This window comes from Enterobacter cloacae complex sp. IR5428, from assembly GCF_049238585.1.
GTDB classification, from domain to species: domain Bacteria; phylum Pseudomonadota; class Gammaproteobacteria; order Enterobacterales; family Enterobacteriaceae; genus Enterobacter; species Enterobacter intestinihominis.
Map to the genome: position 1 here is coordinate 294912 of NZ_JBMKHV010000004.1, position 22284 is coordinate 317195.

The 22284-nt window shown below is 55.0% G+C and carries 18 protein-coding genes; 6 read left to right on the top strand and 12 right to left on the bottom strand.

All coding sequences use genetic code 11. The features are described 5' to 3' along the window. Positions 1-34: 34 nt before the first annotated feature. Together oqxB and ACOTXC_RS07920 are read right to left on the bottom strand one after the other, a co-directional pair. On the bottom strand, positions 35-3187 hold the full coding sequence (gene oqxB / locus ACOTXC_RS07915; RefSeq protein WP_023300700.1) for a multidrug efflux RND transporter permease subunit OqxB: 3153 nt from the start codon (positions 3185-3187) through the stop codon (positions 35-37). Between the two features lie 23 nt (positions 3188-3210). Beyond that, positions 3211-4386: an efflux RND transporter periplasmic adaptor subunit gene (locus ACOTXC_RS07920; protein WP_022648992.1), complete on the bottom strand. Its 1176-nt coding sequence runs from the start codon at positions 4384-4386 to the stop codon at positions 3211-3213. Between the two features lie 334 nt (positions 4387-4720). On the opposite strand from ACOTXC_RS07920, the gene ACOTXC_RS07925 reads away from it, so the two are divergent. From ACOTXC_RS07925 to ACOTXC_RS07935, 3 genes are all read left to right on the top strand, one after another. Then, entirely contained in the window at positions 4721-5074 is a 354-nt protein-coding gene (locus ACOTXC_RS07925; RefSeq protein ID WP_421767544.1) for a helix-turn-helix domain-containing protein, read from the top strand. Positions 5075-5535: 461 nt separating this feature from the next. Continuing rightward, positions 5536-6051 (top strand): DUF2778 domain-containing protein, encoded by a 516-nt coding sequence (locus tag ACOTXC_RS07930; RefSeq protein ID WP_421767545.1) that lies wholly within the window; start codon positions 5536-5538, stop codon positions 6049-6051. A gap of 251 nt (positions 6052-6302) precedes the next feature. Next, positions 6303-6794: an Hcp family type VI secretion system effector gene (locus tag ACOTXC_RS07935; protein WP_421767546.1), complete on the top strand. Its 492-nt coding sequence runs from the start codon at positions 6303-6305 to the stop codon at positions 6792-6794. A gap of 159 nt (positions 6795-6953) precedes the next feature. On the opposite strand, the gene guaA is transcribed toward ACOTXC_RS07935, so the two are convergent. Then, entirely contained in the window at positions 6954-8531 is a 1578-nt protein-coding gene (gene guaA, locus ACOTXC_RS07940) for a glutamine-hydrolyzing GMP synthase (RefSeq protein WP_006811514.1), read from the bottom strand. 68 nt (positions 8532-8599) lie between these two features. After that, complete coding sequence (gene guaB / locus ACOTXC_RS07945) at positions 8600-10066, bottom strand: IMP dehydrogenase (RefSeq protein ID WP_003860601.1); 1467 nt, start codon at positions 10064-10066, stop codon at positions 8600-8602. A gap of 159 nt (positions 10067-10225) precedes the next feature. Between guaB and xseA the strand changes: the two genes are divergently transcribed. Genes xseA through ACOTXC_RS07960 form a run of 3 tightly spaced genes read left to right on the top strand, consistent with a single transcriptional unit; the run spans position 10226 to position 13027 of the window. After that, positions 10226-11599 carry an exodeoxyribonuclease VII large subunit gene (gene xseA, locus ACOTXC_RS07950; protein ID WP_421767547.1) on the top strand — a complete coding sequence of 458 codons (1374 nt, stop codon included), beginning with the start codon at positions 10226-10228 and terminating at the stop codon, positions 11597-11599. A 58-nt stretch (positions 11600-11657) separates the two neighbouring features. Beyond that, complete coding sequence (locus ACOTXC_RS07955; RefSeq protein WP_180256899.1) at positions 11658-12677, top strand: M4 family metallopeptidase; 1020 nt, start codon at positions 11658-11660, stop codon at positions 12675-12677. Beyond that, positions 12677-13027: a protealysin inhibitor emfourin gene (locus ACOTXC_RS07960; RefSeq protein ID WP_006811517.1), complete on the top strand. Its 351-nt coding sequence runs from the start codon at positions 12677-12679 to the stop codon at positions 13025-13027. Before ACOTXC_RS07955 ends, ACOTXC_RS07960 begins: the two co-directional genes overlap by 1 nt. On the opposite strand, the gene ACOTXC_RS07965 is transcribed toward ACOTXC_RS07960, so the two are convergent. From ACOTXC_RS07965 to rodZ, 8 genes are all read right to left on the bottom strand, one after another. Further along, the gene (locus tag ACOTXC_RS07965; protein WP_023300707.1) at positions 13024-13245 is read right to left on the bottom strand and encodes a zinc ribbon domain-containing protein; all 222 of its coding nucleotides are present in this window, start codon (positions 13243-13245) and stop codon (positions 13024-13026) included. The genes ACOTXC_RS07960 and ACOTXC_RS07965 overlap by 4 nt on opposite strands. A gap of 58 nt (positions 13246-13303) precedes the next feature. Then, positions 13304-14845 carry a peptide MFS transporter gene (locus ACOTXC_RS07970; protein ID WP_023306697.1) on the bottom strand — a complete coding sequence of 514 codons (1542 nt, stop codon included), beginning with the start codon at positions 14843-14845 and terminating at the stop codon, positions 13304-13306. Between the two features lie 298 nt (positions 14846-15143). Next, positions 15144-16616 carry a ribosome biogenesis GTPase Der gene (gene der / locus ACOTXC_RS07975; RefSeq protein ID WP_022648998.1) on the bottom strand — a complete coding sequence of 491 codons (1473 nt, stop codon included), beginning with the start codon at positions 16614-16616 and terminating at the stop codon, positions 15144-15146. A 112-nt stretch (positions 16617-16728) separates the two neighbouring features. Next, a complete protein-coding gene (bamB, locus tag ACOTXC_RS07980) occupies positions 16729-17907 on the bottom strand; it encodes an outer membrane protein assembly factor BamB (RefSeq protein ID WP_421767548.1) in 1179 nt (392 codons plus the stop codon). 10 nt (positions 17908-17917) lie between these two features. Continuing rightward, positions 17918-18538, bottom strand: a complete 621-nt coding sequence (locus ACOTXC_RS07985) for a YfgM family protein (RefSeq protein ID WP_032622338.1) — start codon at positions 18536-18538, stop codon at positions 17918-17920. A 13-nt stretch (positions 18539-18551) separates the two neighbouring features. Continuing rightward, positions 18552-19826 (bottom strand): histidine--tRNA ligase, encoded by a 1275-nt coding sequence (hisS, locus tag ACOTXC_RS07990; RefSeq protein WP_421767549.1) that lies wholly within the window; start codon positions 19824-19826, stop codon positions 18552-18554. 81 nt (positions 19827-19907) lie between these two features. Continuing rightward, positions 19908-21026: a flavodoxin-dependent (E)-4-hydroxy-3-methylbut-2-enyl-diphosphate synthase gene (gene ispG / locus ACOTXC_RS07995; RefSeq protein ID WP_003860619.1), complete on the bottom strand. Its 1119-nt coding sequence runs from the start codon at positions 21024-21026 to the stop codon at positions 19908-19910. 26 nt (positions 21027-21052) lie between these two features. Next, entirely contained in the window at positions 21053-22063 is a 1011-nt protein-coding gene (rodZ, locus tag ACOTXC_RS08000) for a cytoskeleton protein RodZ (protein ID WP_421767550.1), read from the bottom strand. Positions 22064-22284: the final 221 nt, after the last annotated feature.

Sequence of the window (22284 nt, forward strand, 5' to 3'; positions counted from 1 at the left end):
ACAATGAAGGCGGCTTTTTGTTATCTGCTACGTCCTACGCAGGCAACACCTCTCTTTCCGCTTTGCCGCGCGTCACGAATTTACGCAGCGTCACGTAAAAGACCGGCGTCAGGAACAGACCAAACAGCGTCACGCCCAGCATCCCGGAGAAGACGGTGATCCCGGTGACGCCGCGGACTTCTGCCCCTGCCCCGTGACCAAGGATCAGTGGAATGGTCCCGGCAATAAAGGCGATAGAGGTCATTACAATCGGGCGTAAACGCAGGCGGCACGCCTCCAGCGCAGCCTCCATGATGCCTTTGCCCTGAATTTCCAGCTCGCGGGCAAACTCCACGATAAGTATCGCGTTTTTACAGGCCAGCCCCATCAGCACGACCAGCCCCACCTGCACGAAGACGTTGTTATCGCCCCCGGTCAGCCAGACGCCGAACAGCGCGGAGAGCATCGTCATCGGCACGATAAGGATCACCGCCAGCGGCAGCGTCCAGCTTTCATACAGCGCCGCCAGCACCAGGAACGCCAGCAGCACCGCGACCGGGAAGACGATCAGCGCCGTATTGCCCTGGGTGGCCTGCTGGAAACTCAGGTCCGTCCATTCAATATTCATCCCGTTCGGCAGGATCTGCTTAGACATGGCGTCCAGCTGCGTCATCGCCTGCGCGGAAGAGAGCACGCGCGGGTCAGCATCACCAATAAGATCCGCCGCCGGGTAACCATTGTAGCGGATCACCGGGTCCGGCCCGTAGGTGGTCGTGATTTTCACCATACTGCCAATCGGCACCATTTCGCCCTGGTCATTGCGTGTGCGTAAATTCGCGATATCTTCCACGCTGTCGCGGAACTGCCCGTCGGCCTGTGCCATTACGCGCCAGGTCCGTCCAAACTGGTTAAAGTCGTTTACATATGACGAGCCCAGATAGGTTTGCAGCGTGCCGAAAAGATCGGTAAGCGATACGCCCTGCGCTTTCGCTTTATCACGGTCAACCTGCACATCCAGCTGCGGAACGTTAGCCTGGTAGGTTGAGATGGGGAAATGCATACCCGGCGTCTGCATAATCGCCCCGGACATGGTGTTCACCGCGTTTTGCAGCGCGCCATAGCCCAGACCAGCACGATCCTGAATATACAGGGAATAACCGGACCCTTGACCCAGCCCTAAAATCGGCGGCGGCAGAATCGAGAAGCCAAAGCCCTGCTGGATTTGCGCGATTTTCGCATTGATCTCCGCGTTAATTTCCGCCGCAGTATGTTTACGCTGGTCGAACGGCTTCAGGCCAAAGAAGACCGTCCCGGTGTTCGGCGTATTGGTGAACTGGAGCGCGTTCAGGCCAGGAAACGCGACCGCATAATCCACGCCTTCGGTATTCATCCCGATTTCGCTCATTTTGCGGATCACCGCATCGGTACGCGCCAGCGACGAGCCTTCCGGCATTTTCACGCCGCCGATCAGGTACAGCTTATCCTGCGTCGGAATAAACCCGCCGGGTACGACTTTAAACATCACACCCGCGGCACAAAGCAGCAGCAAATAAACCGCAAACACTGCACCGCGTCGGCCAAGCGTTTTACCTACCAGTCCCTGATAGCCGGTCGAGCTGCGATGGAAAAAGCGGTTAAACGGACGGAAAATCCAGCCGAACAGACGATCGATAAGCCGGGTCGGGAAATCTTTCGGGGCACCATGCGGCTTCAACAGCAGCGCGGCCAGCGCCGGAGAAAGCGTCAGCGAGTTGATCGCAGAGATCACCGTGGAAATGGCTATCGTTACCGCAAACTGTTTGTAGAACTGGCCGGTCACGCCAGAGAGGAATGCCATCGGCACAAACACTGCACACAGCACCAGCGCAATGGCGATAATCGGCCCGGACACTTCACGCATCGCCTGATGCGCCGCCGCAAGCGGGGCGAGCCCCTCTTCGATATTTCGCTCGACGTTCTCCACCACCACGATGGCATCATCCACCACGATACCGATGGCCAGCACCAGCCCGAACAGGCTCAGGGTATTCAGCGAGAAGCCCAGCAGGTAAAGAATGCTGAAGGTACCCACCACCGATACCGGCACCGCGATCAGCGGGATGATCGACGCGCGCCAGGTTTGCAGGAACAGGATCACCACCAGCACGACCAGCACCACCGCTTCCAGCAGCGTTTGTACAACCGCACGGATCGAGTCGCGCACAAATACCGTTGGGTCGTAAGGTGCCGCCCACTTCATATCGTCCGGGAATCGCGTGGACAGTTCGTCCATTTTGGCGCGCACCGCGTTAGACAGATCGATGGCGTTTGCCCCCGGCGACTGGAAGATACCAATCCCGACCGCGTCTTTATTGTTCAGCTGGGAGCGCAGCGCATAGCTGCCGGAACCCATCTCGATACGCGCCACGTCGCGCAGGCGGACGACCGTACCGTCCTGCGTTGTTTTCAGGACAATATTGCCAAACTCTTCTTCGGTATGCAGACGGCCCTGGGCGTTAATGGAGATCAGGAAATCGCTCTCTTTCGGCAGCGGCTCGGCGCCAAGCTGCCCGGCGGATACCTGTACGTTTTGCTCCTGCATCGCCGTCACCACGTCCGAGGCCGTCAGTCCGCGCGCCGCCACCTTGTTTGGATCCAGCCAGACGCGCATCGCGTATTCACCCGAGCCGAAAATCTGGATCTGACCCACGCCGGGCAGACGCGCCAGCTCGTCCTTCACCTTCAGCGTGGCGTAGTTACGCATATACAGTGAATCGTACTTACCGCCAGGCGAAAAGAGATGCACCACCAGCGTCAGCGTTGGCGACTGTTTCTGAGTCGTAATGCCCAGACGCCGAACGTCTTCCGGCAGACGCGCCTCGGCCTGTGCGACGCGGTTTTGCACCTGTACCTGCGCCTGATCCGGGTCGGTACCCGGACGGAAGGTGACGGTAGTCACCAGCACGCCATCGGAGCCCGCGACGGATTTCATGTACATCATGTTTTCAACGCCGTTGATCGCCTCTTCCAGCGGCGTCGCCACGGTTTCGGCAATCACTTTCGGGTTAGCGCCCGGGTACTCGGCGCGCACCTGCACGCTTGGCGGCACGACATCAGGATATTCGCTCACCGGCAGCAGCGGGATGGCGATTAATCCTGTGATAAAAATCAGAATCGACAGTACGGCGGCAAAAATCGGCCTGTCGATGAAAAAACGGGAAAAGTCCATGGATTGGATTCTCAGGTAAGGGATCAGTTGAGGGCGGCGCTGGCGGTCATGGCAACGGTTTTCGCGTTAACCGGCATACCCGGCATAAACACTTTTTGTAAACCATCGACGATGACTTTATCCCCGGGATTCAGCCCCTGCTGTACAATACGTAAACCGTCGGCCAGACGCCCCGGCGTAATATCGCGGCGCTGCGCTTTCCCGTCTTTATCAACGACATAAACATACTTACGATCCTGATCGGTCAGCACCGCCTTATCGTCAACAAGCGTGGCTTTAAATTCCGCACTGCCCGGCAGGCGCACGCGTGCGAAGAGTCCCGGCGTGAACTGACGCTGTGAGTTATCCAGCAGCGCGCGCATGCGGATTGTACCGGTACTCGGCGTGAGCTGGTTATCCAGGAAATCCACTTTGCCCTGATGGGGATAGCCCTCCTCACCCGTCAGACCAATCTCCACTGGCAGCGCCGTGTGGTGACTGGACGCCCCCTGCCCGCTGCGGGCCAGGTTCTGATAGTGAAGATAGGTGGACTCGTCCACGTCGAAGTAGACGTAAACCGTCTTCTGTGAGACCAGGGTGGTGAGCACGCTGGCGCTGTCACCCGCAGTCACCAGGTTACCGCTGGTGATCAGCGCCCGGCTGGCGCGACCGTCGATAGGCGCGGTCACTTTGGTGAAGTCGAGGTTGAGCTGCGCGGCATCAACCGCCGCCTGCGCCGCGCGAATATCGGCCTGCGCCTGGGTAGCGGCGGAACGGCGCTGCTCCCACTCTTCACGAGATACCACGTTGGTATTGACTAATTTATCGGTACGGTTAGCCTCGCTTCGCGCCAGGCTGGCCTGCGTTTTGGCTCTCGCCAGGTTCGCCTGCGCCTGTTCCAGCGCCGCGCGATAGGTTCGGTCATCAATCGTGAACAGCACCTCGCCCTTTTTCACCTCCTGGCCGTCGGTGTAATTCACTTTATCAATGTAGCCGGAGACGCGTGGGCGCAGCTGAACGCTTTCCACCGCTTCAATGCGACCGTTAAAGCTGTCCCACTGGCTAATGGATTTCACCACCACGTCAGCTGCGCTGACGACGGGCGCTTGCGGTGCGGCATTTTGCGCGACGCTGTCATCGCACCCGACGAGAAGCGCGGAGAGTAAAACCACCCCCGTCGCGCTCAGATGAAAGTAACCCCAGGTTTTTTGCAGGCTCATTATTTTTATTCCGGTTATTGTAGCCGCCGGGCAAGACGCAGCGGGAGGCGCCGCGCCACTTCCTTTGTCCGGTCTGGCTTAAGGCCATTTGTGTCGTTCATCGCCACAAAACTGTAACAGTTGCGAATACACTATCGCGGCGATTGTAGGAAGGCGCTTAATTAAGTGCAAGAATAATTGTTGCACTTTATGTGCTATTTGCGGCGAAGGTAAATCACGGGTTTTGAGAAGGGATTTAAATGTAACAATAAAACTTGCAATTAATATCAAAACGGGCCACCTTTAAGTGCAACAAACAAAGATGCTTTTAATGCGTGGCGTAGGGGGAAGCAAGATGAACACGGGTGCATTCATTCACGATTTGCTCGACTGGATCGACAACAACCTTGATAGCCGCCTGGACATTGAAACCGTCTCCAGGCGAGCCGGCTATTCGAAATGGCATCTCCAGCGGATCTTCAAAGAACATACCGGCTCCCCTCTCGCTGAATATATTCGCGCGCAAAAGCTGCAAAAATCAGTTGAGCGCTTAGCCCAAAGCGATGAACCGATTCTGAACGTGGCGATCGCGCTGGGCTTTGATTCTCAGCAGTCCTTCAACCGCAGCTTTAAGCGTCAGTATGGTCTGGCGCCAGGGGCATGGCGACGCAGTATCGGCTGCCGTGGATCCCGGCAGATGAGCCAGTAGCTCACGTCCCGTTCGGATATCAGTTACAAAAGAAAAACCCTCTGTAAAAGGGGGGGTTATCAGTCTTAACTGCTTATGACGTGCAGAAAGGTTTACGGGCTTATTCCCACTCAATCATATCAGCTCAGTCCTTGTATTTTGGCTTTACGCTATTCTCGATAATCGGCTTTCTTATATATTGTCCTTAATCTCGTTGCGTCGAGGTTCCGAGCACAACTGTAGGGATGATTTTTGTCGGGATTATCTGTGGAACTTCACTTTATATTTTTATGAACACATCCCTTAAAACGATCTACTATCGGGTGTAGCTGTAAAATTGATATAGATCTACTTTCCAAAGGCAAGCCAACCTTTTTTAGAGTAAAATAATTAAATGCGCACTTTATGTATAGTTTATTTTAAAAACACACGCACTATATGCAGATAATTTTCATAAGCATCTATAAAGAAAAGAGAGATACATGACTTTGCATGGAAAGTTTATTATAAATGATGCTGATTACTCACCACTTGAATTTGATGGTGTTGGAGTCTTTATGGCTTTTTCTGGTAACGGTGCATACAGAAACAAAGGAGCATGTGGCATCATTCCTAACGTTGGACCGCTACCAAAAGGTAAATATTATATAGTAGACAGGCCTAAAGGAAGTATGGCTAACAGATTTAGAGCCTGGGGAGTCGATACATATAAAAGCACTTTTAGTTATCATGTTGATCATTCTGAATGGTTTGCTTTATTTCGCGACGATGGGAATATAGATGATTCTACATTTTACAAAAGCGTAGCCAGAGGTGGATTTAGGCTACATCCCGGTCAGGTATCAGAAGGGTGTATAACTTTACCAAGCCAATCAGATTACAATAGATTAAGAAACGCACTATTAAGAACAAAGACAGCAAAGGTTAAAGGTCTTGATTTAGAATCCTATGGAACAATTGAGGTCAGTATTGGTGGTTATCAGAAAACTTGTCCTTAGTTCTGTTAGAATGGTTCTTTTCATCGGCATATTCGCTATTGTTTCATGGTTAGATGTTTGCTACTTAACTGAACATCCATTAATAAGTCACGAAACAGCTATTAGAATTTCCTATTTAATTAGCAACAACCCAACACCCGAAGATATCTATTATAGTTATGATTATGTATTAATTTCATTCAACACTCTTACCTCTATCTTTTTCTACATCATAACAATGAAGTTAATTAAACTAATAAGGAGTAAATAAAATGCCTATCCCTCCCTATCTTTGGCTAAAAGATGATGGTGGTGCAGATATCAAAGGCTCTGTAGATGTTCAGGATCGTGAGGGCTCTATCGAGGTAATCAGTATGGGCCATGGTGTTAACCTTCCCGTCGATACTGCCAATGGAAAGATCACCGGAACACGCCAACATTCATCATTTAATTTTGAAAAAGAAGTCGACAGTTCCAGTCCCTATCTCTACAAAGCAGCAGCTACAGGGCAAACATTAAAAAGTGCAGAAGTAAAATTTTATCATATCAATGATGCGGGCCAGGAGGTGTGTTATTACACCGTATTAATGGAAAATGTAAAAATAACGGGTGTTAATTGTGGTGTGCCCAATGTTAAATTATCAGGCAATGATAAGTTAAATCATATGGAATCCGTCTCTATGCAATATGAAAAAATCACATGGCGTATTGTAGATGGGAATATCCAATTCTCTAATTCATGGTACGAGAGGCCAACAGCATAAATTTCTGTTACTTTCTGCGCCACAGTGCGTTCTGAAATTATGCTCTTCGTTGCTAACGCTGCCAGAAAGTGCCAGACATAAAAAACAAAAAAGCCCGCAGTTACGCGGGCTTAGAGATACTTTACTGCATTTACCTACAGGCTGTAGCCAGACGCGAAATCATTCCCACTCGATCGTCGCCGGTGGCTTGCCGCTGATGTCATACACCACGCGGGAAATGCCGTTCACTTCGTTGATGATGCGGTTAGACACGCGGCCTAAGAAGTCATACGGCAGGTGCGCCCAGTGCGCGGTCATGAAGTCGATGGTTTCCACAGCACGCAGGGAAACAACCCAGTCGTACTTACGTCCATCGCCCATTACGCCTACAGAACGAACCGGCAGGAACACGGTGAACGCTTGGCTTACCTTGTTGTACAGGTCAGCCTTGTGCAGCTCTTCGATGAAGATCGCGTCCGCACGACGCAGCAGGTCGCAGTACTCTTTCTTCACTTCGCCCAGCACGCGTACGCCGAGGCCCGGGCCCGGGAACGGGTGACGGTAGAGCATGTCGTACGGCAGACCCAGTTCCAGACCAATCTTGCGCACTTCGTCTTTGAACAGCTCGCGAAGCGGCTCAACCAGGCCCATCTTCATCTCTTTCGGCAGGCCGCCCACGTTGTGGTGAGATTTGATGACGTGTGCTTTACCGGTTGCGGAGGCGGCGGATTCGATCACGTCAGGGTAGATAGTGCCCTGCGCCAGCCATTTCACGTCTTCCAGCTTCAGCGCTTCTTCGTCGAACACTTCCACGAATACGCGGCCGATGATTTTACGTTTCGCTTCCGGATCGTTCTCGCCTTTCAGCGCGTCCAGGAAGCGCTGCTCGCCTTCCACGTGAACGATGTTCAGACCGAAGTGGTCGCCGAACATGTCCATGACCTGCTGGGCTTCGTTCAGACGCAGCAGGCCGTTGTCCACGAAGACGCAGGTCAGGTTTTTGCCGATGGCGCGGTGCAGCAGCATCGCGGTCACGGAGGAGTCGACGCCGCCGGAGAGGCCGAGGATCACTTTGTCATCACCAACCTGCTGGCGGATACGCTCCACGGCGTCGTCGATGATTTTTGCCGGGGTCCACAGGGCTTCACACTGGCAGATATCACGCACGAAGCGCTCCAGCATGCGCATACCCTGACGGGTGTGAGTCACTTCCGGGTGGAACTGCACGCCGTAGAAGCGTTTTTCTTCGTTCGCCATAATCGCGAACGGGCAGCTTTCGGTGCTGGCTACAGTCACGAAGTCCGACGGGATAGCGGTGACTTTGTCGCCGTGGCTCATCCACACGTCCAGCAGCGGTTTGCCGTCTGCGGTCAGGGAGTCTTCGATTCCGCGCACCAGCGCGCTGTCGGTGACGACTTCTACCTGCGCGTAGCCGAACTCACGCTCGTTAGAGCCTTCTACGTGGCCGCCCAGCTGCATCGCCATAGTCTGCATGCCGTAGCACACGCCGAACACCGGTACGCCCGCTTCGAATACGTACTGCGGCGCGCGCGGGCTGTTCTCTTCGGTGGTGCTCTCCGGGCCGCCGGACAGAATGATGCCGCTTGGATTGAACTCGCGAATCTGTGCTTCCGTGACATCCCACGCCCACAGCTCACAGTAAACGCCCAGCTCACGCACGCGACGCGCCACCAGTTGAGTGTACTGAGAACCAAAATCGAGGATGAGGATGCGATGTTTATGAATGTTTTCCGTCATTGACGCTAATTCCGAGGCAAGTGAAACAGATTAAATAAATCGCCCGACACGAGGTCGGGCGAAGAAAATCATGATCCCAGACGGTAGTTCGGGGACTCTTTGGTGATCGTCACGTCGTGCACGTGGCTCTCCTGGATACCCGCACCGCTGATGCGTACGAATTCCGCTTTGGTACGCAGCAGGTCAATGGTACCACAGCCGGTCAGCCCCATACAGGAACGCAGGCCGCCCATCTGCTGGTGGATGATCTCTTTCAGACGGCCTTTATAGGCCACGCGGCCTTCGATGCCTTCCGGTACCAGTTTGTCAGCGGCGTTATCGGTCTGGAAGTAACGGTCGGAGGAACCTTTGGACATCGCGCCCAGGGAGCCCATACCGCGGTAGGATTTATAAGAACGGCCCTGGTAGAGTTCGATTTCGCCCGGGGATTCTTCGGTACCGGCCAGCATGGAGCCCACCATCACGGCTGCGGCACCTGCGGCGATCGCTTTGGCGATGTCGCCAGAGAAGCGGATACCGCCGTCCGCGATAACCGGAATACCGGTGCCTTCCAGCGCTTCAACCGCGTCAGACACCGCGGTGATCTGCGGAACGCCCACGCCGGTGACGATACGGGTAGTACAGATAGAGCCAGGGCCGATACCCACTTTCACCGCGCTGCAACCGGCTTCCGCCAGTGCGCGAGCACCTGCGCCCGTAGCCACGTTACCGCCGATGATCTGGAGATCCGGGTATTTAGCACGGGTTTCACGAATACGTTGCAGAACGCCTTCGGAGTGGCCGTGTGAGGAGTCAATCAGCAGCACGTCAACGCCCGCGGCAACCAGCGCGTCAACGCGCTCTTCGTTACCTGCGCCCGCGCCAACCGCAGCGCCGACGCGCAGACGGCCATGCTCGTCTTTACAGGCGTTCGGTTTACGTTCTGCTTTCTGGAAATCTTTAACGGTGATCATGCCACGCAGGTGGAAGTTCGCATCCACAACCAGCGCTTTCTCAACGCGTTTTTCGTGCATTTTCGCCAGCACCACGTCGCGGGTTTCGCCTTCGCGAACGGTCACCAGGCGCTCTTTTGGTGTCATATAGACGCTGACAGGCTGGTTCAGGTCAGTCACGAAACGCACATCACGACCGGTGATGATGCCCACCAGCTCGTTGTCTTCGGTCACAACCGGGTAACCTGCAAAGCCGTTACGCTCGGTTAGCGCTTTCACTTCGTGCAGGGTGGTGGTTGGCAGAACGGTCTGAGGATCGGACACGATACCGGATTCATGTTTCTTCACGCGGCGAACTTCTTCCGCCTGACGCTCGATAGACATGTTTTTGTGGATAAAGCCAATGCCGCCTTCCTGTGCCAAAGCGATAGCCAGACGCGCTTCAGTCACGGTGTCCATTGCTGCGGAGAGCATAGGAATGTTCAGACGAATGGTTTTCGTCAACTGCGTGCTGAGGTCGGCAGTATTCGGCAGAACGGTGGAATGAGCGGGAACGAGGAGGACGTCGTCAAACGTCAGTGCTTCTTTAGCGATACGTAGCATGGGCAATATCTCTGACCTGGGTGGTTAAATATTGCCGTGGCATTATACAGAGCGTAACCGATTGCATCTACACTTTTTTGAAAAAAATGCTTGCGATCGCCTCTCAGCAGGTTACTATCGACTGAATAACTTGCTGATTTAGAATTTGATCCCGCTCACATGTTATCCTCTCAATCCCCCTCAATTTATACTGTCAGCCGCCTTAATCAGACGGTGCGTTTGCTGCTTGAGCAGGAAATGGGACAGGTCTGGATCAGCGGTGAAATCTCTAACTTCACGCAGCCTGCTTCCGGTCATTGGTACTTTACGCTAAAAGACGACACCGCTCAGGTGCGCTGCGCGATGTTCCGCAACAGCAATCGTCGCGTGACGTTCCGCCCTCAGCATGGCCAGCAGGTTCTGGTTCGCGCCAACATTACCCTGTATGAGCCGCGCGGCGATTATCAGATTATCGTCGAGAGCATGCAGCCCGCCGGTGAAGGCTTGTTGCAGCAGAAGTACGAGCAGTTAAAAGCCATGCTTTCGGCTGAGGGATTGTTTGACCAGCGGTTTAAAAAGCCCCTGCCCTCACCTGCCCACTGTGTTGGAGTTATCACCTCGAAAACCGGCGCGGCGCTGCACGATATTTTGCACGTCCTGAAGCGCCGTGACCCTTCCCTGCCCGTCATTATCTACCCAACTGCCGTTCAGGGTGACGATGCGCCGGGGCAGATCGTGCGCGCGATTGAGCTGGCGAATGCGCGTCAGGAGTGCGATGTCCTGATCGTCGGGCGCGGCGGCGGCTCGCTGGAAGACCTGTGGAGCTTTAACGACGAGCGCGTGGCGCGGGCAATCTTTGCCAGCCTTATCCCTGTGGTGAGCGCCGTCGGCCATGAAACGGATGTGACGATAGCCGATTTTGTCGCGGATTTACGCGCGCCCACGCCGTCCGCGGCGGCAGAGGTGGTCAGCCGTAATCAGCAGGAGCTGCTGCGCCAGATCCAGAACGGGCAGCAGCGCCTGGAGATGGCGATGGACTACTTCCTCGCCAACCGTACCCGCCGCTTTACCCAGCTTCATCATCGTCTGCAACAGCAGCATCCGCAATTGCGTCTGGCGCGTCAGCAAACCGTACTGGAGCGTCTGCGTCAGCGGATGAACTTCGCGCTGGATAACCAGCTTAAGAAAGCGATATCGCGCCAGCAGCGCACGACTCAGCGTCTGAACCAGCAGAATCCGCAGCCAAAGATTTATCGCGCACAAACGCGGATCCAGCAGCTTGAGTTCCGCCTCGCGGAAAATATCCGCTCACGCCTGAGCGCCACCCGCGAGCGTTTTGGCAATGCGGTCACCCATCTGGAAGCCGTCAGCCCACTCTCCACGCTGGCCCGCGGCTATAGCGTGACCACCGCGACGGACGGCAAAGTGCTGAAGCAGACGAAGCAGGTTAAAGCAGGGGATGTGCTCACCACCCGGCTTTCTGACGGCTGGGTCGAGAGTGAAGTGAAAGAGATCAAACCGGTGAAAAAAACGCGTCAGCGTAAAAGCGGATAAATCTTCGCCGGTTACAAACTATACTGCTGCTATTGCCTTTTTTAATAAGGAGAGCAGCATGCCCCATCTACATAGCGTCATCCCTCCGTATATTCTTCGCCGTATTATCGAAAGCGGTTCTGAGCCGCAGCAGCGCTGCGCCCGTCAGACCTTAACCCACGTCCAGACGCTGATGGCCCATATGCCGGGCAAACCCGCCGCGCCGCATGTGAATAAAGCCGGTCAGCTTGAGCGTGACATCTACGATGCGAAACAGACCCAGGAGCTGCCGGGTACCCAGGTACGCTATGAAGGCCAGCCCTCCAACGGAGATGTGGCGGTGGATGAAGCGTACGATTATCTGGGTATTACCCATGATTTCTTCTGGAAGGAATATCAGCGCGATTCGCTCGATAACAAAGGGCTGATCCTCACCGGCACCGTGCACTATGGCCGTGAGTATCAAAACGCCTTCTGGAACGGCCAGCAGATGGTCTTTGGCGATGGCGACGGGGAAATCTTCAACCGCTTTACCATTGCCATCGACGTGGTAGCGCATGAGCTTAGCCACGGCGTGACGGAGACCGAAGCCGGACTCATCTACTTTGAACAATCGGGCGCGCTGAACGAGTCGTTATCCGACGTGTTCGGTTCGCTGGTGAAGCAATACTATCTTAAGCAAACCGCCGATAAAGCAGACTGGCTGATTGGTGAAGGGCTGCTGGCGGAGGGCATCAACGGGAAAGGGCTTCGCTCCATGTCTGAACCCGGCACGGCCTATAACGATCCGCTGCTCGGTAAAGATCCGCAGCCCGGGCATATGAAAGATTTCATCAAAACGCGCGAGGATAACGGCGGCGTACACCTTAACTCCGGTATCCCCAACCGCGCGTTTTACCTGGCCGCAACGGCGATCGGTGGCTACGCCTGGGAAAAAGCGGGTTATGCCTGGTACGACACGGTTTGCGATCGCAACCTGGCGCAGGATGCGGATTTTGATGCCTTTGCAAAACTGACGATAGCGCACGGCGAGAAACGCTCCGGTAGCGACGTTGGGGCGGCTATAAAACAAGCCTGGGAACAGGTAGGAGTGCTGTAATGCAGGTTCCGGAACTGACGGATGACGCCGTGGTTGAGCTGGCCCGGGAAGGCGGCGTCGCTTTTATCCCTAAGCTGAGCGGCCAGCGCACCATTGCGCTCTCCTCGCTTAATGAGGCCCAGCGCCAGCGCCTGGTGAGCATTCTGGAGCAGGCTTTCCCGCGCGGCCAGCCGCCCGGGCAAGCCTCTTCCCCCGGCAGCGGTGACCAGCGCTATTTCCGCATCCAGATTATCTGGACCGGCCAAAATCAGGCGCACTACGCCGATATCATCGTGCTGGTACCCGAGCAGGAAGCACCCGAGTCGCTGGTGGAACTGTGGCAGAAAGGTGAAGGCTGCGTGTGCGATTAACCTTCAGCCCGAACAAACTCCACGCGTTTTTTAGAGATAAGCCCGTGGCCGTTCTGGCAAAAATAGTCCACCGCACCGCAGGCCTTGAGTACCTGAAGCGGTTGATGGCAGTCAGGGCAGCGCGCTTCGAGGGGAATATCGTTATTGCAGCTGTCGCAGTGCGCGATACCGTTTTGCGGCTCGAGCGCTGCGTGGCAATCCGGACAGGTTATCGACATGCTCTCTCCTGTTGAGGTGGGCCGGGGCTGGATAACTGCCCCGGCATGCTGAATAGTATCAGGCTTCGGTAGCCGGTTTTGTCTGCACATTTTCCAGCATGCGACGCACCGGAACAATGAGGACGATCAGCACCGCAGCACAAATCAACAGCGCGATGGAGCAACGGGCAAAGAGGTCTGGCAGCATATCCAGCTGGTCGGCCTTCACGTGACCACCAATCAGGCCCGCAGCCAGGTTACCCAGCGCACTGGCGCAGAACCACAGGCCCATCATCTGACCGCGCATTCTTTCCGGCGCCAGCAGGGTCATGGTTGCCAGACCAATCGGACTCAGGCACAGTTCCCCGAGCGTCAGCATCAGGATACTGCCTACCAGCCAGAACGGAGAAACCCCTGCTCCACCGTTGCTCAGCACGTTCTGTGCCGCCAGCATCATCAGGCCGAAGCCCGCCGCCGCGCACAAAATACCGATCACGAACTTGGTGATACTGCTCGGGCGAATATTATTGCTCGCCAGCTTCGGCCATGCCCAGCTAAATACCGGTGCCAGCAGAATGATGAACAGGGCATTAATCGACTGGAACCACACCGCCGGGATCTCAAAATCACCGATCATGCGGTTAGTGTAGTCGTTGGCGAACAGGTTGAAGGAGGTTGGCTTCTGCTCGAACGCGGACCAGAAGAACGCGGCGGAGACCAGCAGAATAAAGCATACCAGCAGCCTTGCGCGCTCTTTGCGATTCAGCCCGGCGAAGATGAACAGGTAGATGAAGTAGAGCGCGACGGAGGCGGCAATCACATATACCAGCACGCTGGCCACCGCGACCGGATTAATCACAATCACGCCCTGGGCAATCAACGTGACGATGATTGCAACACCCACAGCCAGCGCCAGCAGCCAGGCACCCACGCCGTTACGTTTCACTACTGGACTGTTCCAGGTGGAGTCCAGACCGACTTCGCTGTCGTAGCGCTTCATGGCCGGAACGGCAAACACGCGGAAGATAATCAGGGCGACCAACATCCCGATACCGCCGATACCAAAGCCCCAGTGCCAGCCGTGGGTTTTAATCAGCCAGCCGGAAATCAGAGGAGCAATGAACGAGCCCATGTTGATGCCCATATAGAACAGCGAGAAACCGCCGTCACGACGCGCATCGCCCTTTTTGTAGAGGGTACCGACCATGACCGAGATACAGGTCTTGAACAGGCCGGAGCCGAGCACGATGAACATCAGGCCGATGAAGAACAGGTTGTCGCCCATAATGGCCGACAGGGCAATCGACAGGTGCCCAAGTGCAATCAAAATCGAACCGTACCAGACGGCCCGCTGCTGGCCGAGCCAGTTATCCGCCAGCCAGCCGCCCGGCAGTGCGGCGAGGTACATGGTGCCCGCGAAGATGCCGACAATCGCCGAGGCGTTTTCACGCGCCAGGCCCATTCCGCCGTCATACACGGTGGCGGCCATAAACAGGATCAATAGCGGGCGAATACCGTAAAACGAGAAACGCTCCCACATCTCAGTGAAGAACAGCGAACCGAGCGGATAAGGATGGCCGAAGAAGGTTCGGCTCTCTTTTTGATTAACAGAGGATTGCATAATTCTCCCGAAAGGTATGTGTCGTGCTTGTAAACACCAGCATGTACGCCGAACGGTTACGTATCCGATCGATTTTTTACATGCGGCGAAATATTGGTTAACCATTTGATAACCAGGCGCTAGTTTTGTCTAGTACCGAACCCTGGACTTTAAGATGAAAATTCGACGATTGTCTACTTTCTTAGATATAAACATGGTTAAAAGCGAATAGTGATTGACATCACACAGGGAAGGCAGACCTTTTGAATGAGCGAAAAAAACCCGCGACAGGCGCGGGTTTTAGTGAGTTCGGTAAGAATTATTTGCTTTTCTTAATGTGCTTAATCAAACGCTTACGCTTACGCATCTGGTTCGGCGTCAGGGTGTTACGTTTATTCGCAAACGGGTTTTCCCCTTCCTTGAATTGAATACGGATAGGCGTACCCATCACGTCCAGCGACTTGCGGAAGTAGTTCATCAGGTAGCGTTTGTAGGAGTCCGGCAGGTCTTTCACCTGGTTACCGTGGATCACCACGATAGGCGGGTTATACCCCCCGGCGTGGGCATATTTCAGCTTCACGCGACGGCCACGCACCAGCGGCGGTTGGTGGTCTTCAGCAGCCATATTCATGATACGGGTCAGCATCGCCGTGCTCTGGCGGCGGGTAGAGCTGTCATAGGCTTCACGAACGGATTCGAACAGGTTGCCTACGCCGCTGCCGTGCAGGGCAGAGATGAAGTGAACGCGGGCAAAGTCGATAAAGCCCAGACGGAAGTCCAGCGTCTCTTTCACCTGTTCGCGTACTTCATTGCTCAGACCATCCCACTTGTTGACGACGATAACCAGTGAGCGCCCACTATTAAGGATAAAGCCGAGCAGAGAGAGATCCTGATCGGAGATACCTTCACGTGCGTCAATAACCAGCAGCACCACGTTGGCGTCTTCAATCGCCTGAAGTGTTTTGATCACCGAGAATTTTTCCACTACATCGGTGATTTTCCCGCGCTTACGCACCCCTGCAGTGTCGATAAGTACGTACTCACGTTCATCGCGCTGCATTGGAATGTAAATGCTGTCGCGCGTTGTGCCTGGCATGTCGTAAACCACCACGCGCTCTTCGCCCAGAATACGGTTAGTAAGCGTAGACTTACCTACGTTTGGGCGACCAACGATAGCCAGCTTAATCGGCAGATCCTGCGGGTTGAAGTCATCTTCCGGCTCTTCCTCGCCTTCCTCTCCGGCTTCAAACTGTGCCCAGTATTCGGCGTCTTCGTCCACCTCTTCCGGCGGGTTTACTTCATCAACCCACGGCAGCAGAACGGTTTCCAGCAGGCTGGTGACGCCACGGCCATGCGAGGCCGCGATAGGATAAATATCACCCAGACCTAAAGACCAGAAATCCGCAACGGCCTGATCGGCATCAATGCCGTCAGTTTTGTTCGCCACCAGGAAGGTTGGCTTTTCGCGTGAACGCAGATGTTTAGCGATAGCGGAGTCCGCGGGCATCAGGCCAGCGCGCGCATCCACCATAAACAGAACCACATCCGCTTCTTCGATAGCCAGCAGAGATTGCTCTGCCATGCGGGTTTCTACGCCGTCTTCCGTACCGTCAATACCCCCGGTATCGATACAGATGAACTCGCGTCCTTCCACCTCTGCACGACCGTACTTACGGTCACGCGTCAGCCCCGGGAAATCCGCAACCAGCGCATCACGGGTGCGTGTTAAACGGTTAAAAAGAGTGGATTTTCCAACGTTAGGGCGCCCGACAAGCGCGACCACAGGTACCATGTTTGAAGCCTCATAAAATTCAAAATAACGTCGCTTTCGCAGCGTTCTTAAAAATGTCAAAACGGCTCCTGAGTGAACAGGAGCCGTTTAGTATACTACAACCGCCGTGTAATTAACGCGTGATCGCGTACAGCGTGCCGTCTTTTGCCTGAATCAGCAGTTTGCCGTCAGCCACAACCGGGTCGGTCAGGAAGCCTGAGCCGTCCACTTTCTGCTGCGCCACGAAGCGGCCATTCTCTGGATCGATCCAGTGCATATAGCCTTCGCTGTCGCCCACCACCAGGCTGCCGTTATACAGTGCTGGTGCGGTCAGCAGACGGTGAAGCAGATCGCTCTGCGTCCACAGCGTCACGCCACCTTCGGTGCTCAGCGCCAGCAAACGGTCGTTCTGATCCACCATATAAATACGGTTGCCGTCGACAATGAAATCGTTCACGGAACCCAGCTCACGTTTCCACATGTTCTGGCCGCTACGCAGGTCCAGCGCCGTCAGGTTGCCGTTATACGCCAGCGCGTAAACCACACCGTCAACGATGACCGGCGTGGTGTCCACGTCACTCAGACGGTCGATTTCAGTTGAACCGGTCGCCTGGGAAATACGCTGCTGCCAGATCATCTGACCCTGCTGCATCAGTACTGCGCTGACACGACCGTTGTCACCACCCACAATGGCGGCGCCAAATGCAGTCGCCGGAGCAGATTCACCACGCAGAGACAGCGCTGGCATATCCAGGTTAACCGTCCATTTTACCAGACCATCGGCTTCGTTCAGCGCCTGCAACTGGCCGTTGCTGGTATGGATCAACACCAGGCCGTCGCTGACAACCGGACGTGACAAGGATTCACCGGCAACGCTGGTCTGCCATGCAACCGAACCGTCGCTGGCATTCAGCGCGTAAACCTGCGCTTTTTCGCTGCCCACATACACGTGACCGCCGGCAACGGTCAGGCCGCCAGAAAGCAGCGCAGGTTTACGGGAGAACCAGCCGTCTTTTTCCGCCAGGTTAATGGACCACACTTCTTTTCCGTCATCAGCGTTCAGCGCTTTAACGGTGCCTTTGCGATCGGCCGCATAGACCACGCCGTCAGCAAATGCCGGGTGCAGGTTGGAATAAAAATCGCCAATACCATCACCCACGGAGGTGTCCCAGGCGGTGGACGGAGTGAACTGGTTTTCAACCGTCGGCAGCGGGGACATTTTGACAACGTCTTCTTCGCCACTGAACAGTGAACAACCACTCAATAACGTAACAGAAAGCAGTCCTGGCAGAAGTAATTTACGCAATTGCATTGGGTCCCTCTCAGACGGACAAATTATTTATTTTCATCTGCATCATTTCGCTCAGCGCAGGTGAAGCTTTACTATCCACGCCAGCTTGCCACGCTTTACGCGCGCCCGCTTTATCACCCTTACTCAGCAGTGCTTCACCGCGAAGATCGGCGACAATAGCGGCAAAGCCATCACCTTTGATGGTATCAAGCGTTTTCAGCGCGTCGTCGGCTTTTTTCTGCTGAACCTGAATACGTGCCAGGCGCAGATTGATCACCGCTTTCAGATTTTCGTCACTGGCAGCAGCAAGCCCCTGAGACAGTTGCGCAGCGGCTTTGTCCAGTTCGTTTTTATCAACATACTGCTGAGCCACTTCCAGCGCAGCCAGCGCACCGTAGGTGTTTTTGTTGTCAGCGGCAAATTTCTCCGCAGCCGTCAGCGTTTGCGGCTGATCGGCACGGATTGCGCTAACGGTGTTTTCGTAGTTCAGGGATGAACCGCGAGCAGAGTCAGCCTGATGATTGTTCCAGTAACGCCAGCCAACCAGCGCACCAACACCTAAAATAACCCCTACAACCAGTGCCTTGCCGTTTTCAGCAAAGAAGCGTTTAACCGCATCAACCTGGTCGTGTTCGTTCTCGTACATTTCCACGCAGTCCTTCTCCTTAGCCCAATAGAGTGCGCAAGTGCGCCGCAACGCCATCCTGCGTTACCGTAGTTTGCTCACCAGAGCGCAGGTCTTTAACCACCACTTCGCCGTTGGCCACTTCGGACTCACCCAGCACCAGTGCAATACTTGCGCCCCACTTATCGGCACGAGCAAACTGTTTTTTAAAGTTGCCGCCGCCGTGGTTGGTCATCAGCTTTACGTCCGGCAGCGCATCGCGCACGCGTTCGGCAAGCTGCATCGCCGCAGACTGCGTATCCGCACCTGAGGCCACCAGGTATATATCGACAACATGATCGGCTTTAAATTCCGGATTAACTGCCTGAACCAGCAAAACAAGTCGCTCAAGGCCCATCGCGAAGCCTACAGCCGGTGCTGCGCGACCACCCAGTTGCTCGACCAGTCCGTCATAACGACCGCCAGCACAGACGGTGCCCTGCGAACCGAGGCTGGTGGTGACCCACTCAAATACGGTGCGGTTGTAGTAGTCCAGACCGCGCACCAGACGCTGGTTAACGGTATAAGCAATGCCCGCCGCTTCAAGCAGCTTGCACAGGCCAGCAAAGTGTTCGCGGGAATCCTCATCCAGGTAGTCACCCAGCGCTGGCGCATCGTTCAGCAGCGCCTGTACGTCAGGATTTTTGGAATCGAGTACGCGCAGCGGGTTGCTGTACATACGACGCTTACAGTCTTCGTCGAGCTTCTCTTTGTGTTGTTCCAGGAACGCCACCAGCGCATCGCGATAGTTCGCACGCGCTTCCAGAGAACCGATAGAGTTCAGCTCCAGGGAAACGTGCTCAGAAATACCGAGCGCACGCCACCAGCGGGCAGTCAGCATAATCAGTTCGGCATCGATATCTGGTCCTTGCAGACCAAACACTTCCACGCCAAGCTGGTTGAACTGACGGTAGCGGCCTTTTTGCGGACGTTCGTGGCGGAACATCGGGCCGATATACCACAGGCGCTGCTCCTGATTGTACAGGAGACCATGTTCGATGCCGGCGCGTACGCAACCCGCCGTCCCCTCAGGACGCAGGGTCAGGCTGTCGCCGTTGCGGTCCTCAAAGGTATACATCTCTTTTTCAACCACGTCGGTTACTTCGCCGATCGCGCGTTTGAATAACGGGGTCTGCTCTACAATCGGCAAACGAATTTCGCTGTAACCGTAGCTGCCGAGCACCTGCTTCAGTGTGCCTTCAATGCGCTGCCAGATGGCGGTTTCGCCAGGCAGATAATCGTTCATGCCGCGGATGGCTTGAATGTTTTTTGCCACGTTTATTCTCTTTCTATATACAAAAAAGAACCCAAAGAATGGGTTCAATCATACATGGGAAGCAGCCTGCTTCCCATCACGTTATTTTTCAACCTGCTGAACGCTGATGCGCTGCGCTTCGTCCATCATCGTCGCTTTTGCGCGAATGCGGGCTTCAAGCTGGTCGATCATATCACTATTATCCAGACGATCTTTACGAACGCCATCTTCATAGAGACCACTTTTCTTGTTACCGCCGGTAACGCCCAGCGTGGACACCAGCGCTTCACCCGGACCGTTCACCACGCAGCCGATGATGGAAACGTCCATCGGGGTGATGATGTCTTCCAGACGCTGCTCCAGGGCATTCACGGTGCCGATCACGTCAAACTCCTGACGTGAACAGGTTGGGCAGGCGATGAAGTTGATCCCACGCGCGCGGATACGCAGTGATTTCAGGATGTCGAAACCGACTTTGATCTCTTCCACCGGATCGGCGGCCAGGGAGACGCGTAACGTGTCACCGATGCCTTCAGAGAGCAGCAGGCCGAGACCAATTGCCGATTTTACTGAGCCGCTGCGCAGCCCACCCGCCTCGGTGATGCCAAGGTGCAGCGGCTGATCGATCTGTTTTGCCAGCAGACGATACGATTCAACGGCCAGGAAAACGTCAGACGCTTTCACGCTCACTTTGAACTGATCGAAGTTAAGGCGATCCAGATGATCGACGTGACGCATGGCGGATTCGAGCAGCGCCTGCGGCGTCGGCTCACCGTACTTTTCCTGGAGATCTTTTTCCAGAGAGCCAGCGTTTACGCCGATACGGATTGGAATGTTTTTGTCGCGGGCGCAGTCAACCACCATGCGAATGCGCTCTTCGTTGCCGATGTTGCCTGGGTTAATACGCAGACAATCGACACCGTATTCAGCGACTTTCAGCGCGATACGGTAATCGAAGTGAATATCGGCAACCAGCGGAACGCTCACCTGCTGCTTGATCAGTTTGAACGCCTCAGCGGCGTCCATGGTCGGCACTGAGACGCGAACAATGTCCGCGCCGACGCGTTCTAATGCTTTGATTTGATTAACCGTCGCTTCTACATCCGTAGTACGCGTATTGGTCATCGACTGGACGGCGATAGGCGCCCCATCGCCGATTGGCACGTTCCCAACGTAAATCCGTTTCGATTTTCTACGTTGAATAGGAGCCTGGTTATGCATGTAAAATCTCCCGCATTGCCCGTCTGTTACTGTGCTGCTGATTGTTCGGCATTAACGGTAAGACGCGCAACCTGGTTAGTTCTGATAAAGCGGCTCAGATCGACAGGTTTTCCTTGATACTGGATCTGTACCGCTGCCGGTGCGCCGATTTTAAGCTTGTATGGTGCCTGGCCCGTTAGATTTAACGTGCCATCTTTACGTTGCAGGCCGCTGAACAGCTTTTTACCTGTCGCGTCAGTCACTTCCAGCCAGCAATCAGCCGTGAAATTCATCACCAGCGCATTCGGGTCAACGGCAGGTGCCGCCGTACCCGCCGGGTCAGTTGGCAGTGACGCCGCGGTGTTATCTGCCGGTGCCGTTGCCGCAGGGGCGGTATCAACATTGGCCTGAGAAGGTGATACGACCGCGTTCTGATCCTGGGCCTGGGTAGCCGGTGCGGTATTCGCCGTCGATTCTGGCGTCGCCGCTGGATCGGTTGCAGGGGTGCTGGTTGCTGTCGCCTGAGGTTCGCTGGAGGTCGCAGCCCCTTCGGTGCTCAGCGGCACGCTTTGCGCGCCGTTAGTACCAGACTGATTAAGCTCAGCGGAGGACTGATCGGCCATGGTGGTGATCTCTTCCTGTTGCGCTTTGTGGTTTTGCCACCACCATGCGCCCGTCAGGCCGACAACCACGAACAGGACCAGCCAGGTAAAGCTCATCAGCCAGCCATCGCGTTTTTTACGACGTTTGCCCAGAGAGAAGCTCTGCATCGGCGCAACTTTTGCCGCACGCACAGGCGCCTGCTTCTCCATCATCGGCAGTAATTCGTCTTCAGGAATATGAACCAGTTTGGCGTAAGAACGGATATAACCGCGCAGAAACGTTGAAGCCAGATCGGCGGGTGCCTTATCTTCTTCAATGTCGCGAACGGTGGAAACCTTCAGGCACAGGCGTTCTGCAACGGCTTGCTGGCTGAGTCCGAGTTGTTCACGGGCGTTGCGAAGACGAACGCCAGTGGAGGGTGCTGCATTTTGATCGTGAGTGGCTTCAGTATTCATTCGCTACAACTACTGGTACGTGAAAATAAGGGTTCAGGTGCCGGTGAGTCACAATGCCACCCGCACCGCGAAACTTTAGGTCAGTTAACCTGGAACAAACAGTATAAGACTGTCGGGCCGCAGATGACAGCGCTGGCAGGCCTTCACGCTAAACTGTTGTTACGTCGTTACATACTGCCCGAAAGTCGTATGAAACGCACCGTAATTATTAATCAGTCGTG